This window comes from Algoriphagus pacificus, assembly GCF_017254845.1.
Classification (GTDB): domain Bacteria; phylum Bacteroidota; class Bacteroidia; order Cytophagales; family Cyclobacteriaceae; genus Algoriphagus; species Algoriphagus pacificus.
This window is the reverse complement of sequence record NZ_JAFKCU010000001.1, coordinates 1,385,732-1,410,220: the sequence shown is the minus strand read 5'-3', so window position 1 is coordinate 1,410,220 and position 24,489 is coordinate 1,385,732. Positions and strand designations below refer to the sequence as shown.

Here is a 24,489-nt window from a genome sequence, read left to right as displayed (position 1 = left end):
AGTTTTGGGATTAGAATGCAAGAGTTACAGTTCCACCAAATCTTCTAGAGCTAGGTCCAGTTACAAAGTCGAAACCAAGACCGTTACCAACACCAGTTCCCAACACGTCTACATCATAGTTCATGTTTGGAGGGAAGTTCAATGCTTTGAACCACAAGTTGCTACCGCTAACTGCGATGGAAGCTCTTTTGAAAGGAGTTTTAGCCATCAAGCTAGTAGGCAATTCATATCCTAAAGACAATTCACGAAGACGAATCATAGAACCATCAAATACGTTTGGCTCATCAGTTCTTCCTTGATAACCAGAGAAGAAATAATCAGATGCAGTAATCTGAATGTCATTTGGTGTTCCATCTTCTTTAACACCTGGCATAATGAATGTAAGTTCTCTATCCGCAACCGGATCTTTCGTTACACCTCTAGCCAATGTCGCAGTTACAGTATTGGAGAAAACTGCTCCTTTATGTCTGTACTCCATCATTGCATTTAAAGTGAATCCTTTGAATGTGAATGTGTTAATCCATGAACCATTCCATCTTGGATTTGGATCACCAAGGATTTTCAAATCTGGATCAGCTTTGTAGATACCATCAGAAAGCACGATTGGCTCACCTGTCTGCTCATCTCTCGCAAATCCGATACCTTTAATTACGTTGAAAGGCTCACCTGGAATAGCGAAGTTACCTAGTGTAGTAAAACCTGCAACAACAATTTCTTCCAAACCATCACCTAATTCCACAGTAACAGATCTATACATAGACCAGTTGATTGTAGAATTCCAAGTAAATCCAGAAGCAGTAGAAATAGGAGTTACAGTTGCCTGAAATTCAATACCTCTAGTTCTGATCTTACCAACGTTGATATCTGTAGATGTAAATCCAGTAGATGGATCAATAGGAGCTGAAGTAATCAAGTCATTTGTATTTTTCTCATAAAGAGAAAGATCAAATCTCAATTTATTATTGAACATGACACCTTCAACACCGAATTCCAATTCTTCCTGAAGCTCTGGCTTCAAGTTAGGGTTACCCAATCTATTACTTACAGAGTGAGTTTGAGTCAATTGACCACCTCTTAAAAACGCTTGAGGATCTTGTGCCAAAATATTTCTAGTTCTGTAAGGGCTAGGGAAACCCGCAGAAGTACCGTAACCCAATCTCAATTTCAAGTCATTGATTGTAGATGAATTCCAATCAAATGCTGTGCTTGGAATGAAAGAGATAGATGCTCCTGGATAAAGGATTCTTCTATTTTCTTTTTCTACGGTAGAGGTCCAGTCATTTCTGGCTGAAACGTTCAAATACAAATAATTAGAATAATCAAATGTCAAGTTGGCATAAATACCCATTCTTCTTTCCTCCTGGATGAAGTTAAGACCTCCTGAAGATGAACTTGTGAAGTTATCATGGTTAAATAAACCAAATGCCAATTGATTTTGTGATTCAATACCAGTTCTGTTGAAAGTGTCATATCTAGAGTTTCCTCCCAATAATGCACTCATACCGAATTTCTCAGAGAATTCCTTTTTCCAGTTCAAGATCAAATCTTGATTCCAGATTGTGTTTACAATGTTTGCAGTAGAATATAAACCTGACTGAATTGCTGCACTACCTGAACCAGCTCCTCTATTATATCTCTTCTCTTGGATTTCAGTGTATGTATCTAAACCAATTCTGTAAGTAACAGAGAAGTTATCAGATACATCATAAACCAAAGAAGTAGAGTTAAAGAAACGCTTTACATCAGAAGTATTTTGGTAATATTTCACTAACCACAATGGGTTAACAATATCGTTACCACCTCTATAGTAAACAGACTGCTTAGTAACAGGATGTTCAAAAGGTAAGCCTCCTAAATCTACAGATCTTGGAGTATACAATACGTGAGCAAAAGCAGATGGAACACCACCAGAAGGTCCTGAACCAAATGCAGCATTCACTGGAGGAGACTCAAGGTCTGTAATCGCAAAAGTGAAAGAAGAATTGATTGAGAATTTATCAGAAACTGCAGAGTTAACACCCAAACCAAAGTTGTATTTCTTCAATTCGTTTCCAGGAGTAAATCCTTCATCATCAGTGTAACCAAAACTAGCATTGAAACCAGTCTTATCTGATCCACCAGCAATTTGAACTGAAGTATTACTTACCAAACCTGTTCTGAAGAAAACTTCAGATGGATCAGCATATGACTTGTATTCATATTGAATTGGTGTGCCTCCTACGATACCATCTACCCAGAACTCAGGGAAAGCCTCTCTAACAGCGGCAACAGATGAAGATGCATAAGGGTGATTTACAGTTCTCCCTTCATCAAGTCTTGGACCGAAGTTAGAGAAGAAGAAACCTGGAGCCTGCTGGAAACCATTACCATAAGTCGTACCATAAGTAGGCAAAGAAGCTGCCGTATTAGAGAATACAGATTGGTTGATAGTAACTTCAGCTGCTCTTCTTTTAGATGCACCGGATTTGGTAGTAATCAAGATTACACCATTTCTTCCTTGGTCACCATAAAGAACTGTTGCAGATAGACCTTTCAATACAGACATGCTCTCGATGTTGTTTGGATCGATATCCAAGAAACGAGAGGAAGTAGTTGCACCACCAGTGGTGAAACCATTTGTATTGTTAGTACTTGTGTTGAATGGAACACCATCCACTACGAATAAAGGCTGGTTAGATCCAGTAGCAGAAGAATAACCTCTGATTACCATGTTAGTACCTGAACCAGACATACCGTTAGTAGATGTAATGTTTACACCTGGTACTTTACCTTGCAATACGCGGGCAACGTCTTGCTCAGGACGATTCTCAAGTTGCTCGTCACCCACAGTGGTAACAGCGTAACCTAAGGCTTTTTTCTCCCTTTCGATACCGATCGCTGTTACTACCACTTCAGATAGCTGAGCAGCGTCAGTTGTCAGGGTTACATTAATAATGGTCCGATTGCCGATTGCCTCTTCTGCAGATTTTAATCCTACAAAAGAGAAAATCAAAACATCGGAACCCGCAGGAACATTAATGGAATAATTACCATCCAGATCGGTGGTAGTACCCACTGTTGTACCCTTCACGAGGACGGTTGCACCCGGCAAACCTAGTCCGTCTTCCTCGGAAATTACCGTACCGGTAATTACCCGTTGTTGCGCCGACACCTCATAACTGAGGGCCATGGTGAAAAGCGCAACAACAAAGAGTAAAGCTTTTCTCATAAGGTATTTAGTTTAGTTGATAAGCGTAAATAAAATTTATTTGATTTTAATTTCAAAATAGCCTCCCAAGCACCCAAATACTTTATTTATTCATATTTTAAATAATTTTTATCACATCAATTTTATAAAACATGTTTTAATTAAATTTTTTTCGTTTTATATTATATTTATCAGTAAAAATATCAATCAGCGGTAGATAATTTGTTTTAATGGCCTAAAACAGTAATAATTTGGTATCAATACCTTTATTAACAAATTTTAACTGATTTTATCGATTTTTTTAACATTTACAGAACAATATTTTGAGAAATGCTCAAAATTATGTTTTAGAAAAAAAATTAATGTTTGTAAAAAAAATTTTTCTGGAATTTAGAGGGGGTTTATTGTCAGTTTTTGGAATTTATTACTATTAAAATAAAATATAATAAAATATAATTCTGTTAATTCAATATTTTTATGTTTAAAAAATGGAAAAATTACCAAAACCAATTTTTAAGGGTTAAAAAATTCATCATTTCAACCCTTTTTTTGTCAAAAATTCAAAAACCGGTTTAAAATTCTGGTTAATTCGTAAAATTAGAATGAATATCTTAAAGTGAAGGCTGTTTCGTCCCACCAAAGACCAGTAAAGTCTTGAAAACTGTAAGCAGGTTTCCAATCCAAGCTGATAAACCAGTTGGAATGGTCAATATTATAATCCAATCCGACAATCAAATCGACTCCAAATGCCGCATAGTCTTCTGTTGCTTTATAAACCCATGGTGGCTCACTTTTCCCAACTTTCCAAACTCCATAATGCCCACCAGCTCCTAAATACCATTCCAATCCTTCAAATTCCCTAATATCCATATGATGTTCGAAAAGCAAGTTTCCTACCCAGCCTTTCCAACGGGTAAAAACCATCAATTCCAAAGCATCATGGTCAGTTACAAATCGCTTAACTGACCCCCCCACACTTGTTCCCCCTCTGATACCAACAGTAGTATTGTAGGCCCCTATTTGTGCTTTTGCTTCAGGGCTGATACAAAAAATAAAGGCGACAATACTTATCGCTAAAATTGATTTCTTATTCATAAAGGATGGAATTGAACTGAATTAGGACTAAAAAGTAAAAACTTTTTCCCCAGTAAAACAATAATCAAGTGGGATATCATGATTTTCTGAAGGAATATGAGCCACAGGATCAAACAAACTCAATCCTATCTTCAAAACAGATGGATTTAATTTGGACAGAAAGAAATCGTAATAGCCTTTCCCAAATCCAATTCGATTTCCTACCTCATCAAAAACCAATAAGGGAATTAACACTGCTTGGATATTATCTTCCTTTGCTTCAATTGGATTTAGTGGTATGGGAATCTTCCATTTGTCAAGCTCAAACTCAGTATTCTTGTCGATAAGGACTGTTTTCATTTCAATTGAATCTGCGCTAGCAACAGAAGTATAAACCGATTTGCCTTGTTGCAATAAAAAATCTTTAATCAAATAAGTATTGACCTCATATTGGTGTGCTATCGGTAAAAAAATATGAAAATGATTTAAATCGGGATGATCCAACATCCATTCCTGAAATCTAGCGCTTATTTGAAGTGAAACCTTATTAAGCTCTTCGCTTGAAAGGGCCTTACGCTTTTCTTTAAAAGCTTTTCTCAGCAAATCCTTTTCTGAATTCATAGATCCAAAACCATCATCCTAAAATCCAAAGGATCGAAACATGCTAATAGCTTATCGATAAGATCTGGGTTAGAAAGATAGAATTGCATCATATTGACCACTCTTTCCTGAGGAGATCCATTAGGCTTGATGAAATCTTGAATCGCTTCAGCCCTGTTAATTTGGATCTCTAATCTTCTTTCCTCTGCCTTTCTCAATTTCCTGCTCATTTGATCCAAAATCTTTAAGCTGCGGACTTTTCCAGCTTCAAATGCATCTTGAAGACTTTTCTCTAAATGAGCTGCTTCCTCCCCTTTCTTTTCAAAAATTGCTGAAACAAGCTCTTTCTGTTTGCTCAGTTCTACATCAATACTAGACTCTTTTATAACAAACTCTTTTTTCCAGGAAATATGATCCCTGAAGAGATCCTCATTGCTCCAATCCAGTTGATCGATTTTTTTACGACAAAGTGGATCAATCAATAAGGCAAAGTTTCTTGGAAGTAGTATAGGGAAAGGAGTTTCAAATAAATCAAATACTCCTTTTAACTGAAGCCAGTAAACCACCTCAGCAGGACCTCCCAAATAGGCCAGGTTTGGTAAAATTATCTCTTGGTACAAAGGCCTCAAAACGACGTTAGGGCTAAAACGCTCAGGGTGATCTTTGACCAAAGCTTCCATTTCTGATTTTGAAAACCGCAAATCCGTATTCAATACTGCGAAATCATCACCATTTCTCTCGATTCGCTCCCGAATACCTTTATTTAAATAGAAGAAATTAATCTCCCGAGGATAAATCTGACCCTTATAGCCTAAATCTTCCAATGCTTTTGTTGACTTGGATGCTTCTTTACTTGGCTTATGCTCAAAAAGATCAGAATGAATCACTTCCTCAAATGATTTTTTCAATCCTGGATGGTCTCCATCTAAAATGACTAATCCTTCATCCTGAAATAAATGATTGACATACTTCCTGACAGCTTCGGCCAAAGTCTTAGAAGAGGTGTATGCTTCCTTGAAAAAATCCGCGGCAAAAGGCACTGATTTTAGAAATTCTTTAAAGCTCTTATCCAACTCAAAATTTCCCACAGCTCCAGTTTGCGAAGAATTCCACTGGAACTTCTTTCCGTCCATTTTAAAATAATTAATCTCATCAAAATCATGATCTTCTGATGCCATCCAATAAACCGGAACAAAAGAATATGAAGGATATGTAGCTGTTAGCTTCTTTGCGAGATTAATCGTGGAAACGATTTTATAAATGAAATAAAGAGGACCTGTAAACAGATTTAATTGATGTCCAGTAGTAACCGTAAAAGTCTTTGGGTCTTTTAGAGAATGGATGGCAGAACTTACTTTTTCATGCAATTCTATTCCTGCGTATTGATCTGTCAAAGCTTCCACCAATAGATTTCTTCTTTCGGGTGAAAATTCCTTCAGATGGATCGCGTCCTCAAAACTATCCAAGGCTGGTAAATGAGCGTAAAAAGGGCGGAGTTCCTCTTTGCCTTCCAGGTAATCCAGAAAAAAATTTGAGAATTGTCCTGTTTTGTCTAAGGCTACGCTGTGTTTTTTCATGGTTGGATAGGGTGAAGTATATTTTGGGAAGCTAACTTAGTGACTTGAACCAAAGTTCGGTTTTTTTTGTAAAAAAAATTGAAAGCTTCAATAGATGGCCATTTCTTTAGATAAATCGAGCTTATTTTATCATTTCCAACGGAGATAGCCAAATTCAGTTTCACCCTAAAACAGTAAAAGCTTAGCTTTGTTCACCAAATAACATGCTACCCTACCACCAATTTTTCTTATCAAATGGACTGGAAGTGATCGTTCATGAGGATCACAGCAGCAAAATTGCCGTGTTCAACTTGCTGTACAAAGTTGGTTCTAGAAATGAAACTCCTGGAAAAACCGGACTGGCTCATTTCTTTGAGCACTTGATGTTTGGAAGCTCAAAAAATGTCCCTGTTTTTGACCGTGAACTCGAAAGAGTAGGTGGATCCTGTAATGCATTTACAAGTCCAGACATTACTAATTATTATATCACCTTACCTGCAAGTAATCTTGAAACGGCTTTTTGGCTGGAGTCTGACAGAATGCTCCAACTTACTCTCAGCGAAAAGACCATAGAAACGCAGCGAAAAGTGGTGATTGAGGAATATAAACAGCGTTACTTAAACCAGCCTTATGGTGACGTTTTTCATCATCTTAGGGATTTGGCTTTCCTCAAACATCCCTACAAATGGCCGACCATCGGCCAGCAATTGAAAGATATCGAGGATTATCAAAAAGCTGATATCTGGGATTTTTACCAAAATCATTATAGTCCAGATAATGCTGTTTTGGTCGTAGGAGGAAATGTAACAGAAAAGCAGATAGAAGAACTCTCTAAAAAATGGTTTGGCCCAATCGAAGCAAGTAAAGTCACTAAGTCTACAATTCATATTGAACCTGAGCAAGAGGTAAAGCGTGTCAAAACTGTGCATGCCAATGTCCCCACTGACGCACTATACAAAGCCTATAAAATGCCCGGGAAAATCGAACCCGGCTATCAAGCAGCTGATTTGATTTCGGATTTGCTTGGATTTGGGAAGTCATCCATTTTAGAACAAAATCTGGTCAAAAAAGGAAAACTTTTCGCATCTGTAGGAGCTTATGTATTGGGTTCGGTGGATCCAGGCTTGCTGGTTTTCTCGGGTAAAATGGAATCTGGAGTTAGTTCTCCAGAGGCAGAAGCGGCATTAGATGCCGAAATCGCAAAATTCCTAAACGAAACCGTCTCTCAGGAATCCATGCAAAAAATCAAAAATCAGGGAGAGGCCATGAAGTCCTATGAATCAATCCAGTTATTGAATCGGGTTTTCAATTTAGCATACTATGCTCATTTGGGAAGCCCGGATTTGTATATGGAAGAGTTTAATAATAAATCAAAAATCAACGCAGAGGAATTATCCTTATGGGGCAAAACCCTTTTACAAGAGGAAAAGTCATCTGTTTTACATTATCAATCGGTACCCTTATGAATGCTTTTAGAATAGGTTTTGGCTATGATGTTCATCAGCTTCAGCCTAATTATGAATTTTGGCTTGGAGGCATCAAACTAGCTCACGAAAAAGGGGCAGTGGGCCACTCCGATGCTGATGTTTTGATTCACGTGATTTGTGATGCTTTGCTTGGCGCCGCAAATATGAGAGATATCGGCTACCATTTTTCCGACAAAGACCCCAAGTATAAAGGAATCGACAGCAAAATTTTATTGGCGGAAGTCATGCAACTCATCAGGGATGCTGGTTATGAAATAGGAAATCTGGATACAACTATTTGCTTGCAGCTACCGAAAGTCAATCCTCATATCCCCGAAATGAAGGCTTGTCTTGCTAAGGTCATGAATATTTCAGAAGACTCCATTTCTATTAAAGCCACTACCACCGAATGGTTGGGATTTGTCGGAAGAGAAGAGGGAGTTTCTGCATATTGTGTCGCATTAATATATAAGGTATGAGTGATCAAGTAAAAATCATTACCACTGAGGATGGGTCTCATTCATTATATCATGAAGGATTAAAGGAAACCTATCACAGTTTCCACGGTGCTTTCAAAGAGTCGATCCATGTATTTATGCTGTATGGATTGGATTCTTGGATAATCAATAACCCAAACAAAAGACCTTTACGGATTTTCGAAGTCGGTTTTGGAACTGGGCTCAATGCCTGGTTGTCCTTGGTGTGGGCTGAGCAGAATCAAGTCCCTGTGCTTTATCACAGTATCGAACCTTTTCCACTTTCTGAGGAAATATATTCACAACTGAATTACGGAGATCTGGATGACGGGATTTTTCATTACAAGCCTTATTTCAACAGATTACATAAAATAGAATGGAATCAAGGGACGGTAGTTTCCGAATATTTCAACATGAAAAAGGAAAAAACCACCTTGGAAGTTGTTCAATTATATCCAAGTGATGTGGTGTTTTTTGATGCCTTTGCGCCAAGCAAACAGCCCGAATTATGGGAAAAACCGCTTTTAGAGAAGGTTTTTGAATCCATGAACCCTGGCGGGATTTTCACAACCTACTGTGCCATGGGCAAATTGAAGCGGGACCTCAAAGACTTGGGAATGAAAGTTGAAACTTTACCTGGCCCTCCAGGAAAAAAGGAAATGACTAGAGCTTGGAAGCTGTAGAATAGAAAAATGGAATGTGCTTTGGTTTATTGTGGACAAACTAACCGACACAACCATGAAAACGATACTATTCTTTTGGCTTTTAATGCTTCCGATCAAAATGTTTGCGCAAGCACCTGTTGATAATCTTTTAGAAGAAAGACAGCGATTGTTTTATCAGCTTCGTCAGGAAAGCAATTCTGAACCGACTGTTTTCGGCATTTCGATGAAATCTTCTCCAAGCGCAGAATATCAATTAGCGATGAGAATTATTGAAAAGGACAATGCCATCATCAAGAAACTTCAGCTTCATGATAAGATTGAACAATCTTCCGTGATTTCTGAAAACGAGCAATACAAGTCAATCACTCTTTCGCAGGAACAAGACATTCAAAAACTCAAAAATGCACTTGCCCAAAAGGGATACGAAGCTCAGGCTTCTTTGCTCGAAAAGAGAAAATTTGAATTGGCAACCTTGATCTTTTTTATAGGGATGATCACTTTTGGTTGGCTTTTTGTCAAAGATAAATTGTCTTTCGAAAGACCAAAAATATTATCATTTATACCTATTCACTCTGAAAAAGAATGATACTCGGATTAATTCTGCTATTCTTAAATTTTCTCCCAAACCAATTTACAGAGGCTGGCCAAGCCAAATTGGAAAAAATGGTTCAAGAACGAGATGCTTTAACAGCTGAGTGGAAAAGATCAGAAAGTAAAAAATCAGGCATCTTTGGCAATCGCACCAAAAAAGACATGATTGAAACCAATCAATGGCTGGAAAGAATTCTTGCAAAGGATAATTTGATCATGGATGAGCTTCGGATGATTGGAGATATTGAAACCACCGTCGCAACCCAAACCGGAGAGGATTACAAAGCCATCACATTAAACCTCGAACAAGATGTACAAGCTCTTAAAAGAGCTTTGGCAGAACGAGATAAAACTATTGAAGAAATGATGTCCACCCGAAGAACCTTCGAATGGACATCGTTAATTTTTTTCCTAAGTACTTTGGGACTGGGATATTGGATTTACAAAAGCAAAAAATCTGCTTAGTCGACCCTGATAAAGGTTTGTAATGGAAATTCCATGCAATCCTCACTATCCGACATCTGCCAGCAATTTTCTTGAAAAGTAAATTTACTGAAATCATCAGCAAAGGTAATTTCGCCTTTTGGAACTCTGAAGAAATCCATAATCCCTGGCTTTAAATCCTCCTTTTTACCATAGATTGTCTCACTACTACCTTTAAAGTAAATCAGTGCATCAGAATAATAATAATGAAAAATATTTCCTTCTACGCTGTACTTACCCGTCGTTATATATCTATAACCCAAATCCTCCCCATTTTCAGTTTCTCTGACTGTTGCGACAAGATTAAAAATACTGTCGTTCTTAAAATTGTAATTATTCACAAACCATATATCTGAAAAACTAGAATAGTTACGCTCTTCCCAAGTACCGATTATAGGAGATCTAGGCTCCTCTTCCTCACTGCAGGAAACAAGAGTCGATAAAAAAAGAGCAACTACAAAAGTAAAAACTGTTTTCATAATGATTGTTCTAGTTGACATAGCCAAAACGCAGTCATTTTTGGAAACATTACAGACACTTAAGTCAATTATTATTTAAGCCTTGCAATTGGTGTCCTGGCTCCTTTAGTTTTTTGCTCAAGCCCCACTAAAATTTCTGCATCCAGTGGTAAAAACAAATCCACTCTGGAACCGAATTTAATAAAGCCAAACTCCCCTCCTTGCTCTAGTTGAGAACCCGGTTTTACATACCACTTGATTCTTCTGGCAACAGCTCCAGCAATCTGTCTGACTAAGATCTGAGTCCCTTTTTCATTTCGTAATACCATGGTAGTTCTTTCATTCTCCGTACTGGACTTAGGATGCCAAGCCACCAGATATTTACCTGGGTGGTATTGAAAAAAATCTACTACTCCTTTGATGGGAGATCTGTTTACGTGCACATTCACAGGTGACATGAAAATCGAAACTTGTGTTCTTTTTTCTTTTAAATATTCATCTTCGAAAGCTTCTTCGATGACCACTACTTTTCCATCCGCTGGGGCATATACAATCCCTTCTTCATTGGGAAGAGGGAAAATCGGATTTCTAAAGAACTGAAGTACCAATAAATAAATGATGATACTTCCTAGCATACTGATATTCAGCAATAAATTTTGCTCGGGCAGGAAATAATAAAGCAAGTAATTCAATGCAACGAGGATGATCATCATCCAAAAAAGCAAAACTCTTCCTTCTCTGTGTATAGTCATATCGGGGTCAAATAAAAGGCGTGGATTTTAGTCCACGCCTCAAAGATAAGCGATTCTATTGATTGATTAAATATTAGAAGCCTCCACGGTAAGTGTAAGTCTTCGCCACTTTATCAATTGCAACGATATAAGCTGCAATTCTCATTGGCACATCGTACTTCTGAGAGGCTTGATATACATGATCAAAAGCATCTTTCATAATTCGATCAGAACGTCTATTTACACGATCTGCTGTCCACTTATAACCCAGCCTATTTTGTACCCATTCGAAATAAGAAACTGTCACCCCACCGGCATTTGCCAAAATATCTGGGACAGCCATAATTCCTTTTTCATTGATGATGGCATCAGCTTTTGCAGAAGTAGGTCCATTGGCCCCTTCTACGATAAGCTTAGCTTTTATTTTATCAACATTATGGATTGTGATCACGTCTTCTACTGCTGCAGGAACTAGCACATCCACGTCCAATAACAATAACTCTCCTGGATCTGATAGTTTCTCAGCCCCTTTGAAGCCTTCCAAGGTTCCATTGTTATTATCTCGGTAAGAAACAGCGTCCTGAATATTAATTCCATTACTGTTATAGTACGCACCGGAAATATCAGATACTGAAACGATTTTCAAACCTCTTTCTTCCAAAAGCAAAGCCGCCCAGGAACCTACGTTACCAAAACCTTGAACGGCACATGTTGCCTGAAATGGATTGATTTTCAGCTTTTGCATTGCTGCCAAAGCAGAAACCATTACGCCACGTCCAGTTGCTTCTGTTCTACCCAGAGAACCTCCCAAAACCAAAGGTTTTCCAGTAACCACTGCGTTGACAGTCATACCATGTGCTTTGGAATACTCATCCATCATCCAAGCCATTTCACGAGGACCAGTCCCCATGTCAGGAGCTGGAATATCCTTATCCGGACCGATGACGTCAATCATAGCCAAAGTGTAAGCCCGAACGAGACGTTCGATTTCACCTTTTGACATTTCTCTTGGATTACAGCGTACGCCGCCTTTTCCTCCACCGTATGGAATATCCACTACAGCACATTTCCAAGTCATCCATGCAGCTAAAGCTCTCACTTCGTCCAAATGCACATCTGGCGCGAATCTGATCCCACCTTTTGCAGGCCCAAGAATGTTAGAATGAATTACTCTGATTCCTTCGAAAACCTGAATTTTTCCATTATCCATGGTAATCGGAAGGGAAACAATCACTTGTTTTGCGGGATTTTTTAATACGCTATAAACTTCATCTGAAAGACCAAGTTTCTCTGCGGCGATGTTAAATCTCTCCATCATTGACTCCAATGGATTTTCTTTATCCATTATCGGAGCCGGTTCGATATAAGCCATATTGGGTTTTTATTTAGAATATCAAATTCGATGCAAAATTAGCCAGTTTTTCAGTATACGTACGCAGGAATTAGAATATTTTCAAAAACGCAGTGATAAATGGGGCGGAAAGTAACAATCCGTCAAAACGATCCATAAAACCTCCATGTCCTGGAAGAATATGCCCGCTGTCTTTTATCTCGATCGAGCGCTTGAAAAGCGACTCAATTAAATCCCCATACGTACCGGCAATGATAATAATCCCTGCAATCACCAGCCACTTCCAATCCTCAATTACCTGAAAATATCGAGCCAGAATAAATGCAACTGCAATGGCTGAAAATGCCCCACCTAGGAATCCCTCCCAGGACTTTTTAGGTGATACCCTTTCAAACAACTTTGTCTTGCCGAACTTTGTTCCGGCAAAATATGCTCCCGTATCACAAGCCCAAAGAATCAAAAGACAACCAATCAATATTTCGAAGTGATAAATCTGCCCTACAGAAAATACAGCCAGGTTTAAAAGTGAAAAAGGAACGGCAACATAAAAAATCCCCAAATAGGTAAAAGCAACCCCAGTAAAGGGTTTTTTGTCAGTCTTCTTATAAAGCTTGATAAAGAATGTGAGAGAGACCAAAGGAAACATGAGATATAAATACTCATGCGGAAACTGCTCTTTTTCGATCAAAAATGTGAGGGTGAAGATCATCAACCCCAGTAAGGTTCCGAAACTCTTCAAAGGCAACATCCCGTCCAAACCGGAAAGTTTATAAAACTCCATTTGGGAAAAGCCAAGGATGACGGCGAATATGATAAAATAGGTCCAGTCTGAGTAAATACTCCCTCCTACCACAATCAAGGCTCCCACCAAAGCAGTGATCGCACGTTGACCTAGATTACTGTAATTATTGATATTAAAACGTGATCTCATTCTGGATTATGTTGGTGGCACGAAGGATATCTTTCTTTTGTACCATCACTTCATAGGTCCCAAAGACATGATAAACTGTTTCCTTTTTGTTAACAATGACGGCATTGATTTCATTTTCCTCTAAAACCCCCTTCACTATCTCAGCTCTGATTTGTATATCATTCTCAAAAACTTTAATCCAATTGTTCATGCTTCGGTATTTTCATTTTCTTAAGGTAATAGATTCCTGCAAGAAGAACCAGTAAACCCGTAAGGGAAGCAACATATGAGACATCGTCTGTAGATTCCAAATCGAAATCGATCACCCCTTGGTTAGACAGATAAACCATGATGACCGTGAAGCTATTATTGAAAATATGGGCAAGAATCGGATAGATCAAACTTCCGGAATAGAGATACATATAGCCAAAGATTGCTCCTAAAAACACTCTTGGCAAAAAACCATAAAACTGAAGGTGGATCGCAGAAAAAATTATTGCTGTCATCCACACACCCCAATGTCCGGATTTTAAATAACGATGCATTTTTGCCTGAACCAAACCTCTAAAAAACATTTCCTCTCCAATCCCCGCAAGGACACCAATCACCAAAATCCCTGTAATCAATTCAGGAATGGTCTGGAAATCGGTCAGAAATTTAGTGAGCCCCATCAGCTGATCCTCGGTTTCTTTCATCCAGGCTTCAATTCCCGACATAAATTCCGGAAGTGACAGATTGGAATTAAAATAAACCAAAAAGGAATTGAACAACATACCTCCAACCGTAATGGCTAGAACTAAGCCTAGGGCTTTCCAATTGAATCGGGACAATTGAACATCCCATTTCAGGTTTGCTTTTTCGATAAAAGTTGTAATCACCCAAGCAGCAACCCAAAAACCTATTCCGGATCCTAATCCTTGAACAAACAGCATGGCCATTCTCCCATTTGGAACGTCATAATTGCCATTAATCAGTCCCAAAAGGTCATCAATCGGAATATTAAATAGAACCGGAACGAGGGCTAAAGCAATCCCCTGAAGTAATATTAAAACTCCAAAAGCAACTAAAACAATGACTATCAGGGACAAAAGCCAGCTTTTTCTTTGTGCTATTTCAGAGTGCGTTTCGTAAATCTCCATATTTGAGGTAAATTTACGCGCAAATTTATAATACAGAAGTGGTTAAGATAGGAAAGTTGGAATTAGGGGAGTTTCCCTTGCTGTTAGCACCGATGGAAGACGTGAGTGATCCGCCTTTCAGAGCCGTCTGCAAACAGAACGGAGCAGATTTGATGTACACTGAGTTTATCAGCTCTGAGGGCTTGATCCGAGACGCAGCTAAAAGTGTCCAAAAACTGGATATTTACGATTACGAAAAGCCAATCGGGATTCAGATTTTCGGAAACGAGATCCAGTCAATGCGTGAGGCAGCAGCCATTGCTGAAGAGGCAGGACCAGATATCTTGGACATCAATTATGGTTGCCCGGTAAATAAGGTTGCCTGCAAAGGTGCCGGAGCTGGAATCCTTTTGGACATCGACAAAATGGTGTCTATGACTGCAGAAATCGTAAAGGCAGTAAAAATCCCAGTTACCGTAAAAACCAGATTAGGATGGGATAATGACACCATTCGAATCGTGGAAGTGGCAGAAAGACTTCAAGATGTAGGAATCCAAGCGATCAGCATTCATGCCCGTACCAGAAAGCAGATGTATAAGGGAGAGGCTGATTGGAGTTATCTGAATCTTGTGAAAGAAAATCCTAGACTTCATATACCTGTTTTTGGAAATGGAGATATCGATTCCCCAGAGAAAGCTTTGGAATACAAAAACAAATACAATGTAGATGGAATGATGATCGGTCGAGCTTCGATTGGTTATCCTTGGATCTTCAATGAAATCAAACATTTTTTGGCAACTGGTGAAAAACTGGAGGCACCGGATCTCGAAGAAAGAATCGCTGTCACCAAAAAGCATTTGGACTTTTCTGTAGAGTGGAAAGGTGAAAAACAGGGAATTCTCGAAATGAGAAGGCATTACACCAATTATTTCAGAGGCATGCCAAACTTCAAAACATTCCGAACGGAAATGGTCACGGCTGAAAGCTATGAGCATGTCTGCCAATTGCTGGATCAAGTCTCAGAAGTCTATGCAGACTATGTATTTTAAACCAAACCGAGGGCTGATAGAAAAAAAATATCAGCCCTTGATTTTTTTTGGAACAAATTTTCTTTGGTTTTGCTTCCTTTGTGAGATGGGTAATCCATCCTTAAATCCATGACAGAAACCACCGACAACAGCAACCTGAAAAATTGGGGAATGCTAATCTTTTTATCCTTGATTTGGGGAAGTTCATTTATCCTGATCAAGAGAGGTTTGGAGTTCTTTTCGCCTGGGGAAGTTGGCGCTTACCGTATTGTAGCTGCGGCTACTTTTCTATTGCCACTTTCCTTGCCTAGATTCAAAAACCTAAATAAAACCCAGCTGATCAATTTGATCATTGTGGGTATGGTGGGTAGTTTTATTCCGGCCTTTTTATTTGCAAAAGCCCAGACCCAATTGAGCAGCTCGCTCGCGGGTGTCATCAATGCCTTGACTCCTCTTGCTGTGGTGGTAATCGGTGCGGCATTTTTCGGGTCAAAAATCACAAAAAGAAACGGGATAGGCCTTGCAATCGCATTTATTGGGGTATTTATTTTGGTGACTGCCAAAGAAGGAAGCGGACTGGATGCATTCACCGGAATCAATGCTTATGCACTGTTTGTCATCCTGGCATGTGTCTGCTACGGTTTCAATTTAAATATCATCAAATACCGATTTGTCACCCTAAAACCTGTTGAAATAACAGCTATTTCACTATTACTGGTTTTGCCTCTGGCATTAGTTTATCTGATTTTCGGAACTGATTTTTCTTACAAGGTTGCCAATATACCCGGCGCTTTGACGGCCTTGGGCTACGTAACCTTACTCGGAGTCATGGGAACAGCTTTGGCTTTGATCCTATTCAATGTGATGGTAAAAAGAGTTACTCCTGTTTTTGCCAGTTCAGTTACTTACCTGATTCCCATCGTTGCAATCATGTGGGGAGTGATGGATGGAGAAATCCTTCTTTGGGGGCATTATTTAGGAATTGCTGCAGTCATCCTTGGTGTTTGGTTCGGAAATAGAAAAAAAGCCTAATCCTTTTCTGATTCGTATTTCTTCAACTCCCTCTTTGACATCTCTACGGTAATTAACTCTTCCGGATGAGCAACTGTGAATTCCATCCGTTGTTCTATTTGGATTTCTTTTCCTACATGAGCAAACTTCACGGGGAATTGCTCATATTTCAATTTATCCTGATTCTCTTTTTCCGGTCTCATATTCACCATTCGTACGTGTTGACCAGAATTATAATTCTCTCCTGCTGATTCGGCAATAACTTGACCTGGAATCACCTCATCTCCTACTTTCACTTTTTCACTTCCAGATTTCAACACCATCAGTTTGGTAATGCTTCCATCTTCATGATAGATTTCGATAAAGTTTTCATCTCTTTTAAAATCCAGATTATCCTTTTCTGGAGCTTTGCCCATGCTTACAGCAGCAATTATGCCTTTTCTTGGCGCAACAATCTCTGTAGGATTTTCAAAACGAAAAGATACTCCCACATAATCCTCATTTTTCTTTTCTGGTTGAAGCCTATTTTCAATATGAGTCATTCTTTGAGCAGTAACGGCTGTCCCCTCCTTTACCGGGACGAAATAAACAGGCTCAACTTTTGATTTCCCATAGATATTCCCCTTCACAAAACTGATAGAATACCTGTAATTAGTCCCAGTATTTGCTTGCCTAGGCTTTAATGTCGTGGCTCGAGATTTACCAGGCATAGCAACAGTCGTAATATTTTCCCCTCCCGTGGTAGTGAGATTTTGTAAAGTTGAAAAGTTAAACATCACCGTGTATGGAATTTCGGAAGTGTTTATGGTGTAGAGAATAACATTACCATCTTTATCTCTTTCTGATTCAGTGCTGATTTGAGCATTTACCGAGAGGCATAAGAAAACAAAAGATGAAAAAAGTAAATTTTTAATCATGGCTCAATTTTTAGAAAATTCAATTCCTAAAAATAGTTTTACAAAACTAAAAAACAAGAATTTACTCGCCTTTCATTTTGATTCTCCAAGCATGAGCCAGCATTGGAAGCTGCTGGTAGCTGTTTACACCGGCTTTCACTCCTTGGGATTTCAGGAAAATATCATTTGATTTTCTGCTGATTTCATATGAAAATGGCTGAATTGCTTCACTGGCATCGCGGATGGAAATCATGTCGTTCCTAACACCTCTATCCAGATTTTTGAGGAAGATTTTATAATCTTCAGGGTCCATTCTAAAATAATCCCGTATCTGATACATCAGCAATCGGAGTTGGGCCGAATATTTCAAAAGTGGATCTTCGCTGTTTCCACAGATTACCCAGGCGATAAAATTAGCCTCGCCTTCATTGGTTACTCCGTAACTGTGAGCCATCTCATGAGCCACCGTAAATGGTTGCTCCAGAGCATGTAATGTGGGGTCTATGTAACTCTCTCCGGTGAAGGGAAAGTAAATCCCTAAAATCCCCATTTTACGCATGAATCCTGGCGGAGGAAATAATTTGGTCCTAGGTCTTCCTGTAAAATTCAATCCCAGCATATCCAAGTTTTCTCCCATGTTTGAGCGAACAATCTTTTCAAGTTCTGGGTAAGTTAGAATCTCGGTGATGGCCGTCGTATCGTTAGTTATTGCCAAACGGTATTGCTGTGCCAGTTTTTGGGTGATGAAAACTTCCTCTTTGAGCTCTTCCAAAGTCAAAGGATTTGGATTTAAACCCAATTGTTGAAAGATTGGAGTTCGCTGATAATTATATCCCCAAAGAAAAAGGAAGAAGAAAATCAAAGCTCCAAGACCATTTGCCAAAGCTCTTAGGGAATATTTCAGTTTACGTTTCCAACCTTCTTTAGACCTCAGTTTATAGAGGTAAAATCCTAAGACTAGAAATACAGTGAGTATAAAAAAATAGACGCTGGGAAATGGCAGATATCCCAGCGTCCTATCAATTACATTCCGGATTACCGGAAAGAATTTTCTTGAATAAATATCGTCAGTCGCCTCTGGGTTGAAAGTAGCCAAATAGCGAATTCCCAATGCTATCACACCAAGAATTGCCCAAGACCAGTCTCTTTTCCCCATCGATACGCTGCTGTATTTAAATACCTTCTGCTTGTACTTCCTTCACTTCTGGAAGCATTCTAGTCAAAAGATTTTGAATCCCTGCTTTTAAAGTAACTGTACTCGAAGGACATCCAGAACAAGATCCCTGAAGCAACACTTTTACAATTCCATCTTGGAAAGAATGGAATACAATTGCTCCTCCATCTTGTTCTACAGCAGGTCGAATATACTCATCCAAAATCCCTTTGATCTTTTTCACCACTTCTGAGTCATTCTCATCAAACAATGGATCCTTGTCAAAGCTAGCTTTAACAACCGGCTTACCAGATTCTAAATAACTTTTGATATGATCTCTAAAGGTATTTTGAACTTCTGACCATTCTACATCATCACCTTTGGTCACAGTTATAAAATTAGAAGCTACAAAAACTCGCTTTACAGCAGCAAAATTGAATAATTCTTGTGCCAAAGGGCTATTTTCCGCGCTTGCTGCATCTGGATAATCAAAACTCACTCCCTCTTCAGCCAACATAAAATTAGCTACAAACTTGAGTGAATTTGGATTTGGATTTGCCTCCATGTAGAGGTGAACGGGTCTCGCTTGTGCTTTCAGCATGGTCATCTCGTTTTTTTGTTTAGAAAACCGAATTCTCTGGATTAAGTTCCGGCGGGCGCAAATTTCTAAAAGAAATCTACTATTTCATAGGGTGACCTGTCGCAGCATACCAAATGCCACCATACAAGTGCTTTAAGAAATCTGGATCTTCCCAGGCTGACTCCACGTGGCCCAAAGCTGTATAAAATACTCTTCCACCATCAAATTCATGATACCAAGCCATCGGGTGATTGTCTCCATTTCCTTTGGCAACCTTGTAAGTGCTTTCGTCAGCTTTGATCAGAACTTTGATATCCGGATTGATTTCACGGAATTCATACAACTCATCTGTCCAAAGCCAGTTTTTTGGCAAATGCCAAGTAGATGGATGGTTTTGATCGACCACTTCCATTCGTAGGGTTTGCTGAGCTGGATGGGAAAGGAAATACGCGCCAATCATCTTATTATACCATGGCCATTCGTATTCTGTATCTGTTGCAGAGTGGATACCTACTACACCTTTTCCACTTTGAACAAACTTTTGAAAAGCAGCCTTTTGGTCTGCGTTAAAGATCGTTCCTGTAGTAGTGGTCAGAATTACTACATCGTATTTGGCTAGATTTTCATCTGTGAAAGCACCTGCATCTTCAGTAGTGTACACACTGAAAACATGCGTTTTCCCCATTTTTTTCAAAGCTACCACAGCATCAGCAATAGATTGGTGACGAAAGCCGGCAGTTTTACTGAAAACGAGAGCTCTGAATTGTTGTGCCGGAGCAACAAGGGCGATGCTGAAAATCAGCCCTATGGTGAGTAAGGATTTTTTTAGGTTCATTTGATTTGAGTTAGTGTTAATTACTGAAATAAGAAATAGGTATTGCTTGTTAAAAATTGCTGATTTTCAATTGATAATTTTAAATTTTTCTCCTGCCTCTTTTCTACTGTAGGCATTGAAATGCCACCATTCTGATCCGATTCCCATAAATCCGACCTGATTCATGACCTTTCGAAGGATATTTCTATTTGCTACCTGAGCTGAATCAAGTGTTCCTTCTGCCAGCATCTGATCCTCTCTATCTGGATATGCAGCATAGCCAAAGAAATCATAGCCTGTTCCCATATCCAAAGGCTCATTTATGGAAGTATCAAAGATGGTCAAATCCACAGCCACTCCATAATTATGTAAAGAACCGACTTTCGGATCTGCAACATAAAGAGGTTTCAGACTGTCAGGTTTATCTAAATTATCCCAAAGGATCTGTTGAACGCTGAGTGGTCTGGCTCCATCATAAATAAGCAAGGTGTAATCAGGATATTCGGACTGAAGGATTTCTTGGGCTTTCTTGAGACTGTCAGCAACGATAGGTTGCAAATAGGCATGAATCAGATCTCCATACACATCCTTACCAAAGAAATTATCCTCAGTGGAATATTTGAGTTCCACTCGGATTTCAGGTACCACCTCCTCCACATTCACCAAACCTTGCTCCAGCAATTGCTTTTCCAAAGCTGGTATTTCACTTGACTTGATGGTAGTAGGAGTTCCTAAATGATCGATTATATCTGTTTCAATTTCACCCTCAATTGCCCCGATTTCTTTTTGGTTGCAGCCAAAACAGAATAAGCCGGAAATCAAGAGAAGGTAAAATGCATTCGAAATTTTCATCATGATTTTTTGACTAATGTAGCAGATGCCTGTGCTGTGGGTAAAACCAAAACATCAGCTATCACTACATGCGGGGGTCTAGTTACAGCAAATTCTACGATGTCCGCAATATCCTGAGCGAGCAATGGTTCAAATCCCTGATAAACTGATTCAGAACGCTTTTCATCTCCTTTGAATCGAACCAAAGAAAACTCAGTTTCGACCAAACCCGGATGAATCGCCATGACTTTAATCCCAAATGGATTCATATCAATTCGCATTCCTTGCGTAAGTGCATCCACCGCATGCTTCGAAGCACAGTAGACATTTCCATTCGGATACACTTCCTTTCCAGCAATCGATCCAATATTGATAATCATCCCTGATTTTCGGTCAGTCATTCCCTTCATAATGGCTTTGGATACATAGAGTAAACCTTTTACGTTGATATCCATCATCGCATCCCAATCGTCTAAGCTTCCGCTTTGGATGGGATCCATGCCATGGGCATTTCCGGCATTATTGATTAATACATCGATGGCTTTCCAATCTTCTGGCAAGGCTCCTAAAATCTCCAATACTTTTTCTCGATCCCGCACATCAAAAACTAAGGGGAGGTATTCTACCTCATTTGGAAGTTCAGCCGCCAATTCCTTTAATCGATCAGCTCTTCTTCCAGTGGCAATGATATTGTATCCTAATTTGGCCAATGTCAGGGCACAGGCTTTTCCGATACCTGAAGTTGCACCTGTGACCAAAGCAATTTTATTTTTCATTGGAGCAAGTTAATGGATTTACGAAAAAAGTCCATTTCAACCAGCTAGAGTAATTGGAGAAGTCTATTGGAAATTCAAGTAAAGCGTAATGCTTTTTCTCTTGATAGAGGATATCGCATCAGCGATTTCAGGGATGGTGTTCTCTCTTCGATAGGCATTGTTCAAGCCATGGGAGAACCGGATTTCTGGAGCAAACTTGAAGTACTTGAAATAAATCTCGAAGCCCATTCCCATTTCAAGTGAATAGTCTTGTCCTGTTGTGACCAAGTCCTCAATATCCGCCTCATCCTGCGCTTTGGTTCGGAAGTTATAGCTGGCCCCGCCAATAAAATACATCCGAGTATTATTGAATCGCTGGGATCTGTATTTAAAAAGTAAAGGAAGCTCTACCATCGTAGCTTCAGAAGTCAAAACTTGCGATGATTTGGTGTTACCTCCTGTATTTCCATCAGTATTGACCAAGGCAGGATCCACAGAACCAAAATACCTCACTTCGGTTTTATATTCATAAAAACCCACCTTTGGAGTAAAAAGCAATTGTACCTGATCATGAAATCTCAGTATACCAATAAATCCCAGTGAAAAACCTGGGGAATTTTGGGCATAAATACCCTGGACTCCAGCTGAACTGGTATTATTTGGATCCATGAAAGCATCCGAATATTTGATCTGATATCGATTGGTATGTGCTGCCAAGAAAAAACCATACGAAAGGGTTTTATTGTCAGACCCTGAGCCCGAAGTCAAGCCAAACATCCCTTGTCCAAAAGAAGGCAAGGACACTAATCCTACAAAAAAAAGTGCAAGGGTTATTTTACGCCCACGTAAATGGAGCTGATACCAAATGTCAGTGATTTGCATAGCGTTTGGGTAAATCCGACCTTTTTCAAAACAGCCAGAAAATCTTCTCCGTCAGGGAATGCCTGAACAGATTCAGGTAGATAAGTATACGCAGAATTGTCTTTGGATACAATTTTTCCGATTTGGGGAAGAACAAAATTGGAATAAAATCCATAGGCCTGCTTCATCGGAAACTTTCTTGGCTTACTGAATTCCAAAATCACTGCTTTTCCCCCAGGCTTTAAAACCCGAAACATATCTGCCAGACCCTTTTCCAGGTTTTCAAAGTTTCTAACTCCAAAGGAAACGATCACAGCATCAAACTTATTATCCTCAAAGAGCAAACCTTCAGAATCTCCCAATTGAAGTTCGATTTTATCATCTAAACCTCTTTTGACCATCTTTTTCCTTCCTTCGGCAAGCATACCTTCGGAAATATCCACTCCGATGATTTTATCTGGATTTAAAGCCAATGCTTCGATGGCAAAATCTCCTGTTCCGGTAGCGATATCCAAAATCAGTTTTGGCTGATCTTTCTTGAGATATTTGATGGCTTTTTTCCTCCAAGTAATGTCAATCCCCATGCTAAGCACGTGGTTGAGCAAGTCATACTTGCCGGAAATATTGTTAAACATCTCAGCAACCTGAGCTTTTTTAGGGTCTTGCTTATCTTTGTAAGGTACTACAGACATCACGAATCGTTCTTTGAAGGCGCAATAATACTCAAGAAACCTGAGTATTGGAAAATTGTTGTCAGATTAGAGAAAGTCATTCCTAAAGTATAATTCCTATTTTTGCATTCAAATCCAGTTTCATGATTCAGAAAGCACAATTTGTCATCAGTAATTCCAACCCTGGAAATTGCCCAAAACCCGATCGAGCAGAGATCGCATTTATCGGAAGATCCAATGTGGGTAAAAGTTCACTGATCAATCGAATCACAGGCAAAAGCGACTTGGCAAAGACTTCCCAGAAGCCTGGAAAAACCCAGTTGATCAACCATTTCATCATCAATGATCGATGGTATTTGGTGGATTTACCCGGGTATGGATTTGCTAAAGTCAATGTGAAAGTTAAGCAGGGCTGGGAAAGTATGATCAGCACCTACCTAACTAAAAGAGAGAATCTTTGCGGAGTATTTGTCTTGATTGACAGCCGCTTGGAGCCACAGAAAATTGATCTGGAGTTTTTGCTTTGGTGTGGAACTGAGGGCGTTCCTGCAGCTTTGGTCTTCACAAAAGCAGATAAGCAATCCAAGACCAAAACTGATCAGAACATCCGGAAATTCCTGAAAAAGACAGAGGAGATTTTTGAAGAGATCCCGGATTATTTTGTGACTTCTGCCGAAAGCGGACTTGGAAAAGATGAATTGACGGCATTTATTGAAGAACTGGTACAAGAATACGAAAGAGGGGAAATCATTTAATCGATAATCCTATATTTGCAGCCTGAAAAATAAAAACCAATGAATTTCAAAGACATCGCAACAGTAGCCGGTAAACCGGGATTATATAAAGTTTTAAAACCATCCAGATCAGGAGTAATCCTAGAAAGCATGGATGCTAAAAAAGCAAAATTGGTAGCTGGAATGTCTCAGCGTGTTTCCATCTTGAGCGATATCTCTATTTACACCATGACCGAAGAAGGTGCTGAACCTTTGGAAGCGATCATGAAAAAAATAGAAGCTGAATTCCAAGGTGATTTGGGTTTGGATGCCAATCCGGACGACACTGAACTAAGAGCATTTATGAAGCATGTTTTACCGGAGGTAGATGAATCACGAGTGTATACCTCTGACATCAAAAAATTGATCTCTTGGTATAAGATCATCAGAACTCAAGCTCCAGAAACGCTAGAAGAATCAAGCGAAGAACAAAAAGAAGATTAATAAACA

At 39.2% G+C, this 24,489-nt stretch carries 27 protein-coding genes; 9 read left to right on the top strand and 18 right to left on the bottom strand.

Going from position 1 to position 24,489, the window contains the following annotated elements; genetic code table 11:
• Positions 1-10: 10 nt before the first annotated feature.
• From J0A69_RS06065 to bshC, 4 genes are all read right to left on the bottom strand, one after another.
• Positions 11-3,208, bottom strand: coding sequence for a SusC/RagA family TonB-linked outer membrane protein (locus J0A69_RS06065; protein WP_206585622.1), 3,198 nt, complete (start codon positions 3,206-3,208; stop codon positions 11-13).
• Positions 3,209-3,784: 576 nt separating this feature from the next.
• Positions 3,785-4,282 carry a hypothetical protein gene (locus J0A69_RS06060; protein ID WP_206585621.1) on the bottom strand — a complete coding sequence of 166 codons (498 nt, stop codon included), beginning with the start codon at positions 4,280-4,282 and terminating at the stop codon, positions 3,785-3,787.
• Positions 4,283-4,309: 27 nt separating this feature from the next.
• Positions 4,310-4,882 (bottom strand): 5-formyltetrahydrofolate cyclo-ligase, encoded by a 573-nt coding sequence (locus tag J0A69_RS06055; RefSeq protein WP_206585620.1) that lies wholly within the window; start codon positions 4,880-4,882, stop codon positions 4,310-4,312.
• Complete coding sequence (bshC, locus tag J0A69_RS06050; RefSeq protein WP_206585619.1) at positions 4,879-6,438, bottom strand: bacillithiol biosynthesis cysteine-adding enzyme BshC; 1,560 nt, start codon at positions 6,436-6,438, stop codon at positions 4,879-4,881. The genes J0A69_RS06055 and bshC overlap by 4 nt, the downstream gene beginning before the upstream one ends.
• A gap of 203 nt (positions 6,439-6,641) precedes the next feature.
• On the opposite strand from bshC, the gene J0A69_RS06045 reads away from it, so the two are divergent.
• The 5 genes from J0A69_RS06045 to J0A69_RS06025 all read left to right on the top strand — a co-directional run bounded on the left by J0A69_RS06045 (position 6,642) and on the right by J0A69_RS06025 (position 10,080).
• Positions 6,642-7,883: a M16 family metallopeptidase gene (locus J0A69_RS06045; protein WP_206585618.1), complete on the top strand. Its 1,242-nt coding sequence runs from the start codon at positions 6,642-6,644 to the stop codon at positions 7,881-7,883.
• Positions 7,880-8,362, top strand: coding sequence for a 2-C-methyl-D-erythritol 2,4-cyclodiphosphate synthase (gene ispF / locus J0A69_RS06040; protein ID WP_206585617.1), 483 nt, complete (start codon positions 7,880-7,882; stop codon positions 8,360-8,362). Before J0A69_RS06045 ends, ispF begins: the two co-directional genes overlap by 4 nt.
• Positions 8,359-9,042 (top strand): tRNA (5-methylaminomethyl-2-thiouridine)(34)-methyltransferase MnmD, encoded by a 684-nt coding sequence (mnmD, locus tag J0A69_RS06035; RefSeq protein ID WP_206585616.1) that lies wholly within the window; start codon positions 8,359-8,361, stop codon positions 9,040-9,042. Before ispF ends, mnmD begins: the two co-directional genes overlap by 4 nt.
• 55 nt (positions 9,043-9,097) lie before the next feature.
• The gene (locus J0A69_RS06030) at positions 9,098-9,610 is read left to right on the top strand and encodes a hypothetical protein (protein WP_206585615.1); all 513 of its coding nucleotides are present in this window, start codon (positions 9,098-9,100) and stop codon (positions 9,608-9,610) included.
• Positions 9,611-9,687: 77 nt separating this feature from the next.
• Complete coding sequence (locus J0A69_RS06025; RefSeq protein ID WP_236032666.1) at positions 9,688-10,080, top strand: Clp protease ClpB; 393 nt, start codon at positions 9,688-9,690, stop codon at positions 10,078-10,080.
• On the opposite strand, the gene J0A69_RS06020 is transcribed toward J0A69_RS06025, so the two are convergent.
• From J0A69_RS06020 to J0A69_RS05995, 6 genes are all read right to left on the bottom strand, one after another.
• Positions 10,077-10,577, bottom strand: a complete 501-nt coding sequence (locus tag J0A69_RS06020; RefSeq protein ID WP_206585613.1) for a hypothetical protein — start codon at positions 10,575-10,577, stop codon at positions 10,077-10,079. The two genes, J0A69_RS06025 and J0A69_RS06020, sit on opposite strands and share 4 nt — an antisense overlap.
• 71 nt (positions 10,578-10,648) lie before the next feature.
• Complete coding sequence (locus J0A69_RS06015; protein ID WP_206585612.1) at positions 10,649-11,308, bottom strand: phosphatidylserine decarboxylase family protein; 660 nt, start codon at positions 11,306-11,308, stop codon at positions 10,649-10,651.
• A 73-nt stretch (positions 11,309-11,381) separates the two neighbouring features.
• Positions 11,382-12,659 carry a Glu/Leu/Phe/Val family dehydrogenase gene (locus tag J0A69_RS06010; protein WP_206585611.1) on the bottom strand — a complete coding sequence of 426 codons (1,278 nt, stop codon included), beginning with the start codon at positions 12,657-12,659 and terminating at the stop codon, positions 11,382-11,384.
• A gap of 70 nt (positions 12,660-12,729) precedes the next feature.
• Positions 12,730-13,569, bottom strand: a complete 840-nt coding sequence (locus tag J0A69_RS06005) for a phosphatidate cytidylyltransferase (RefSeq protein ID WP_206585610.1) — start codon at positions 13,567-13,569, stop codon at positions 12,730-12,732.
• Positions 13,553-13,759 (bottom strand): putative signal transducing protein, encoded by a 207-nt coding sequence (locus J0A69_RS06000; protein ID WP_206585609.1) that lies wholly within the window; start codon positions 13,757-13,759, stop codon positions 13,553-13,555. Before J0A69_RS06000 ends, J0A69_RS06005 begins: the two co-directional genes overlap by 17 nt.
• Complete coding sequence (locus J0A69_RS05995) at positions 13,743-14,687, bottom strand: CPBP family intramembrane glutamic endopeptidase (protein WP_206585608.1); 945 nt, start codon at positions 14,685-14,687, stop codon at positions 13,743-13,745. The genes J0A69_RS06000 and J0A69_RS05995 overlap by 17 nt, the downstream gene beginning before the upstream one ends.
• A gap of 38 nt (positions 14,688-14,725) precedes the next feature.
• On the opposite strand from J0A69_RS05995, the gene dusB reads away from it, so the two are divergent.
• Complete coding sequence (gene dusB, locus J0A69_RS05990) at positions 14,726-15,715, top strand: tRNA dihydrouridine synthase DusB (protein WP_206585607.1); 990 nt, start codon at positions 14,726-14,728, stop codon at positions 15,713-15,715.
• 108 nt (positions 15,716-15,823) lie between these two features.
• Positions 15,824-16,726, top strand: a complete 903-nt coding sequence (locus tag J0A69_RS05985) for a DMT family transporter (RefSeq protein ID WP_236032664.1) — start codon at positions 15,824-15,826, stop codon at positions 16,724-16,726.
• On the opposite strand, the gene J0A69_RS05980 is transcribed toward J0A69_RS05985, so the two are convergent.
• The 8 genes from J0A69_RS05980 to ubiE all read right to left on the bottom strand — a co-directional run bounded on the left by J0A69_RS05980 (position 16,723) and on the right by ubiE (position 23,287).
• Positions 16,723-17,622, bottom strand: a complete 900-nt coding sequence (locus J0A69_RS05980) for a M23 family metallopeptidase (protein WP_206585606.1) — start codon at positions 17,620-17,622, stop codon at positions 16,723-16,725. The two genes, J0A69_RS05985 and J0A69_RS05980, sit on opposite strands and share 4 nt — an antisense overlap.
• Before the next feature lie 61 nt (positions 17,623-17,683).
• Positions 17,684-18,757, bottom strand: a complete 1,074-nt coding sequence (locus J0A69_RS05975) for a DUF3810 domain-containing protein (RefSeq protein WP_206585605.1) — start codon at positions 18,755-18,757, stop codon at positions 17,684-17,686.
• Between the two features lie 16 nt (positions 18,758-18,773).
• On the bottom strand, positions 18,774-19,355 hold the full coding sequence (locus J0A69_RS05970) for a NifU family protein (protein ID WP_206585604.1): 582 nt from the start codon (positions 19,353-19,355) through the stop codon (positions 18,774-18,776).
• 79 nt (positions 19,356-19,434) lie between these two features.
• Entirely contained in the window at positions 19,435-20,169 is a 735-nt protein-coding gene (locus J0A69_RS05965) for a ThuA domain-containing protein (protein WP_206585603.1), read from the bottom strand.
• Between the two features lie 66 nt (positions 20,170-20,235).
• Complete coding sequence (locus tag J0A69_RS05960; protein WP_236032661.1) at positions 20,236-21,003, bottom strand: M15 family metallopeptidase; 768 nt, start codon at positions 21,001-21,003, stop codon at positions 20,236-20,238.
• Positions 21,000-21,755, bottom strand: a complete 756-nt coding sequence (locus J0A69_RS05955; RefSeq protein WP_206585602.1) for an SDR family NAD(P)-dependent oxidoreductase — start codon at positions 21,753-21,755, stop codon at positions 21,000-21,002. The genes J0A69_RS05960 and J0A69_RS05955 overlap by 4 nt, the downstream gene beginning before the upstream one ends.
• Before the next feature lie 63 nt (positions 21,756-21,818).
• Positions 21,819-22,616, bottom strand: a complete 798-nt coding sequence (porT, locus tag J0A69_RS05950; protein WP_236032659.1) for a type IX secretion/gliding motility protein PorT/SprT — start codon at positions 22,614-22,616, stop codon at positions 21,819-21,821.
• On the bottom strand, positions 22,565-23,287 hold the full coding sequence (gene ubiE / locus J0A69_RS05945; RefSeq protein WP_206585601.1) for a bifunctional demethylmenaquinone methyltransferase/2-methoxy-6-polyprenyl-1,4-benzoquinol methylase UbiE: 723 nt from the start codon (positions 23,285-23,287) through the stop codon (positions 22,565-22,567). The genes porT and ubiE overlap by 52 nt, the downstream gene beginning before the upstream one ends.
• A gap of 122 nt (positions 23,288-23,409) precedes the next feature.
• Between ubiE and yihA the strand changes: the two genes are divergently transcribed.
• Entirely contained in the window at positions 23,410-24,021 is a 612-nt protein-coding gene (yihA, locus tag J0A69_RS05940; protein WP_206585600.1) for a ribosome biogenesis GTP-binding protein YihA/YsxC, read from the top strand.
• A gap of 39 nt (positions 24,022-24,060) precedes the next feature.
• Complete coding sequence (locus J0A69_RS05935) at positions 24,061-24,483, top strand: DUF5606 family protein (RefSeq protein WP_206585599.1); 423 nt, start codon at positions 24,061-24,063, stop codon at positions 24,481-24,483.
• Positions 24,484-24,489: the final 6 nt, after the last annotated feature.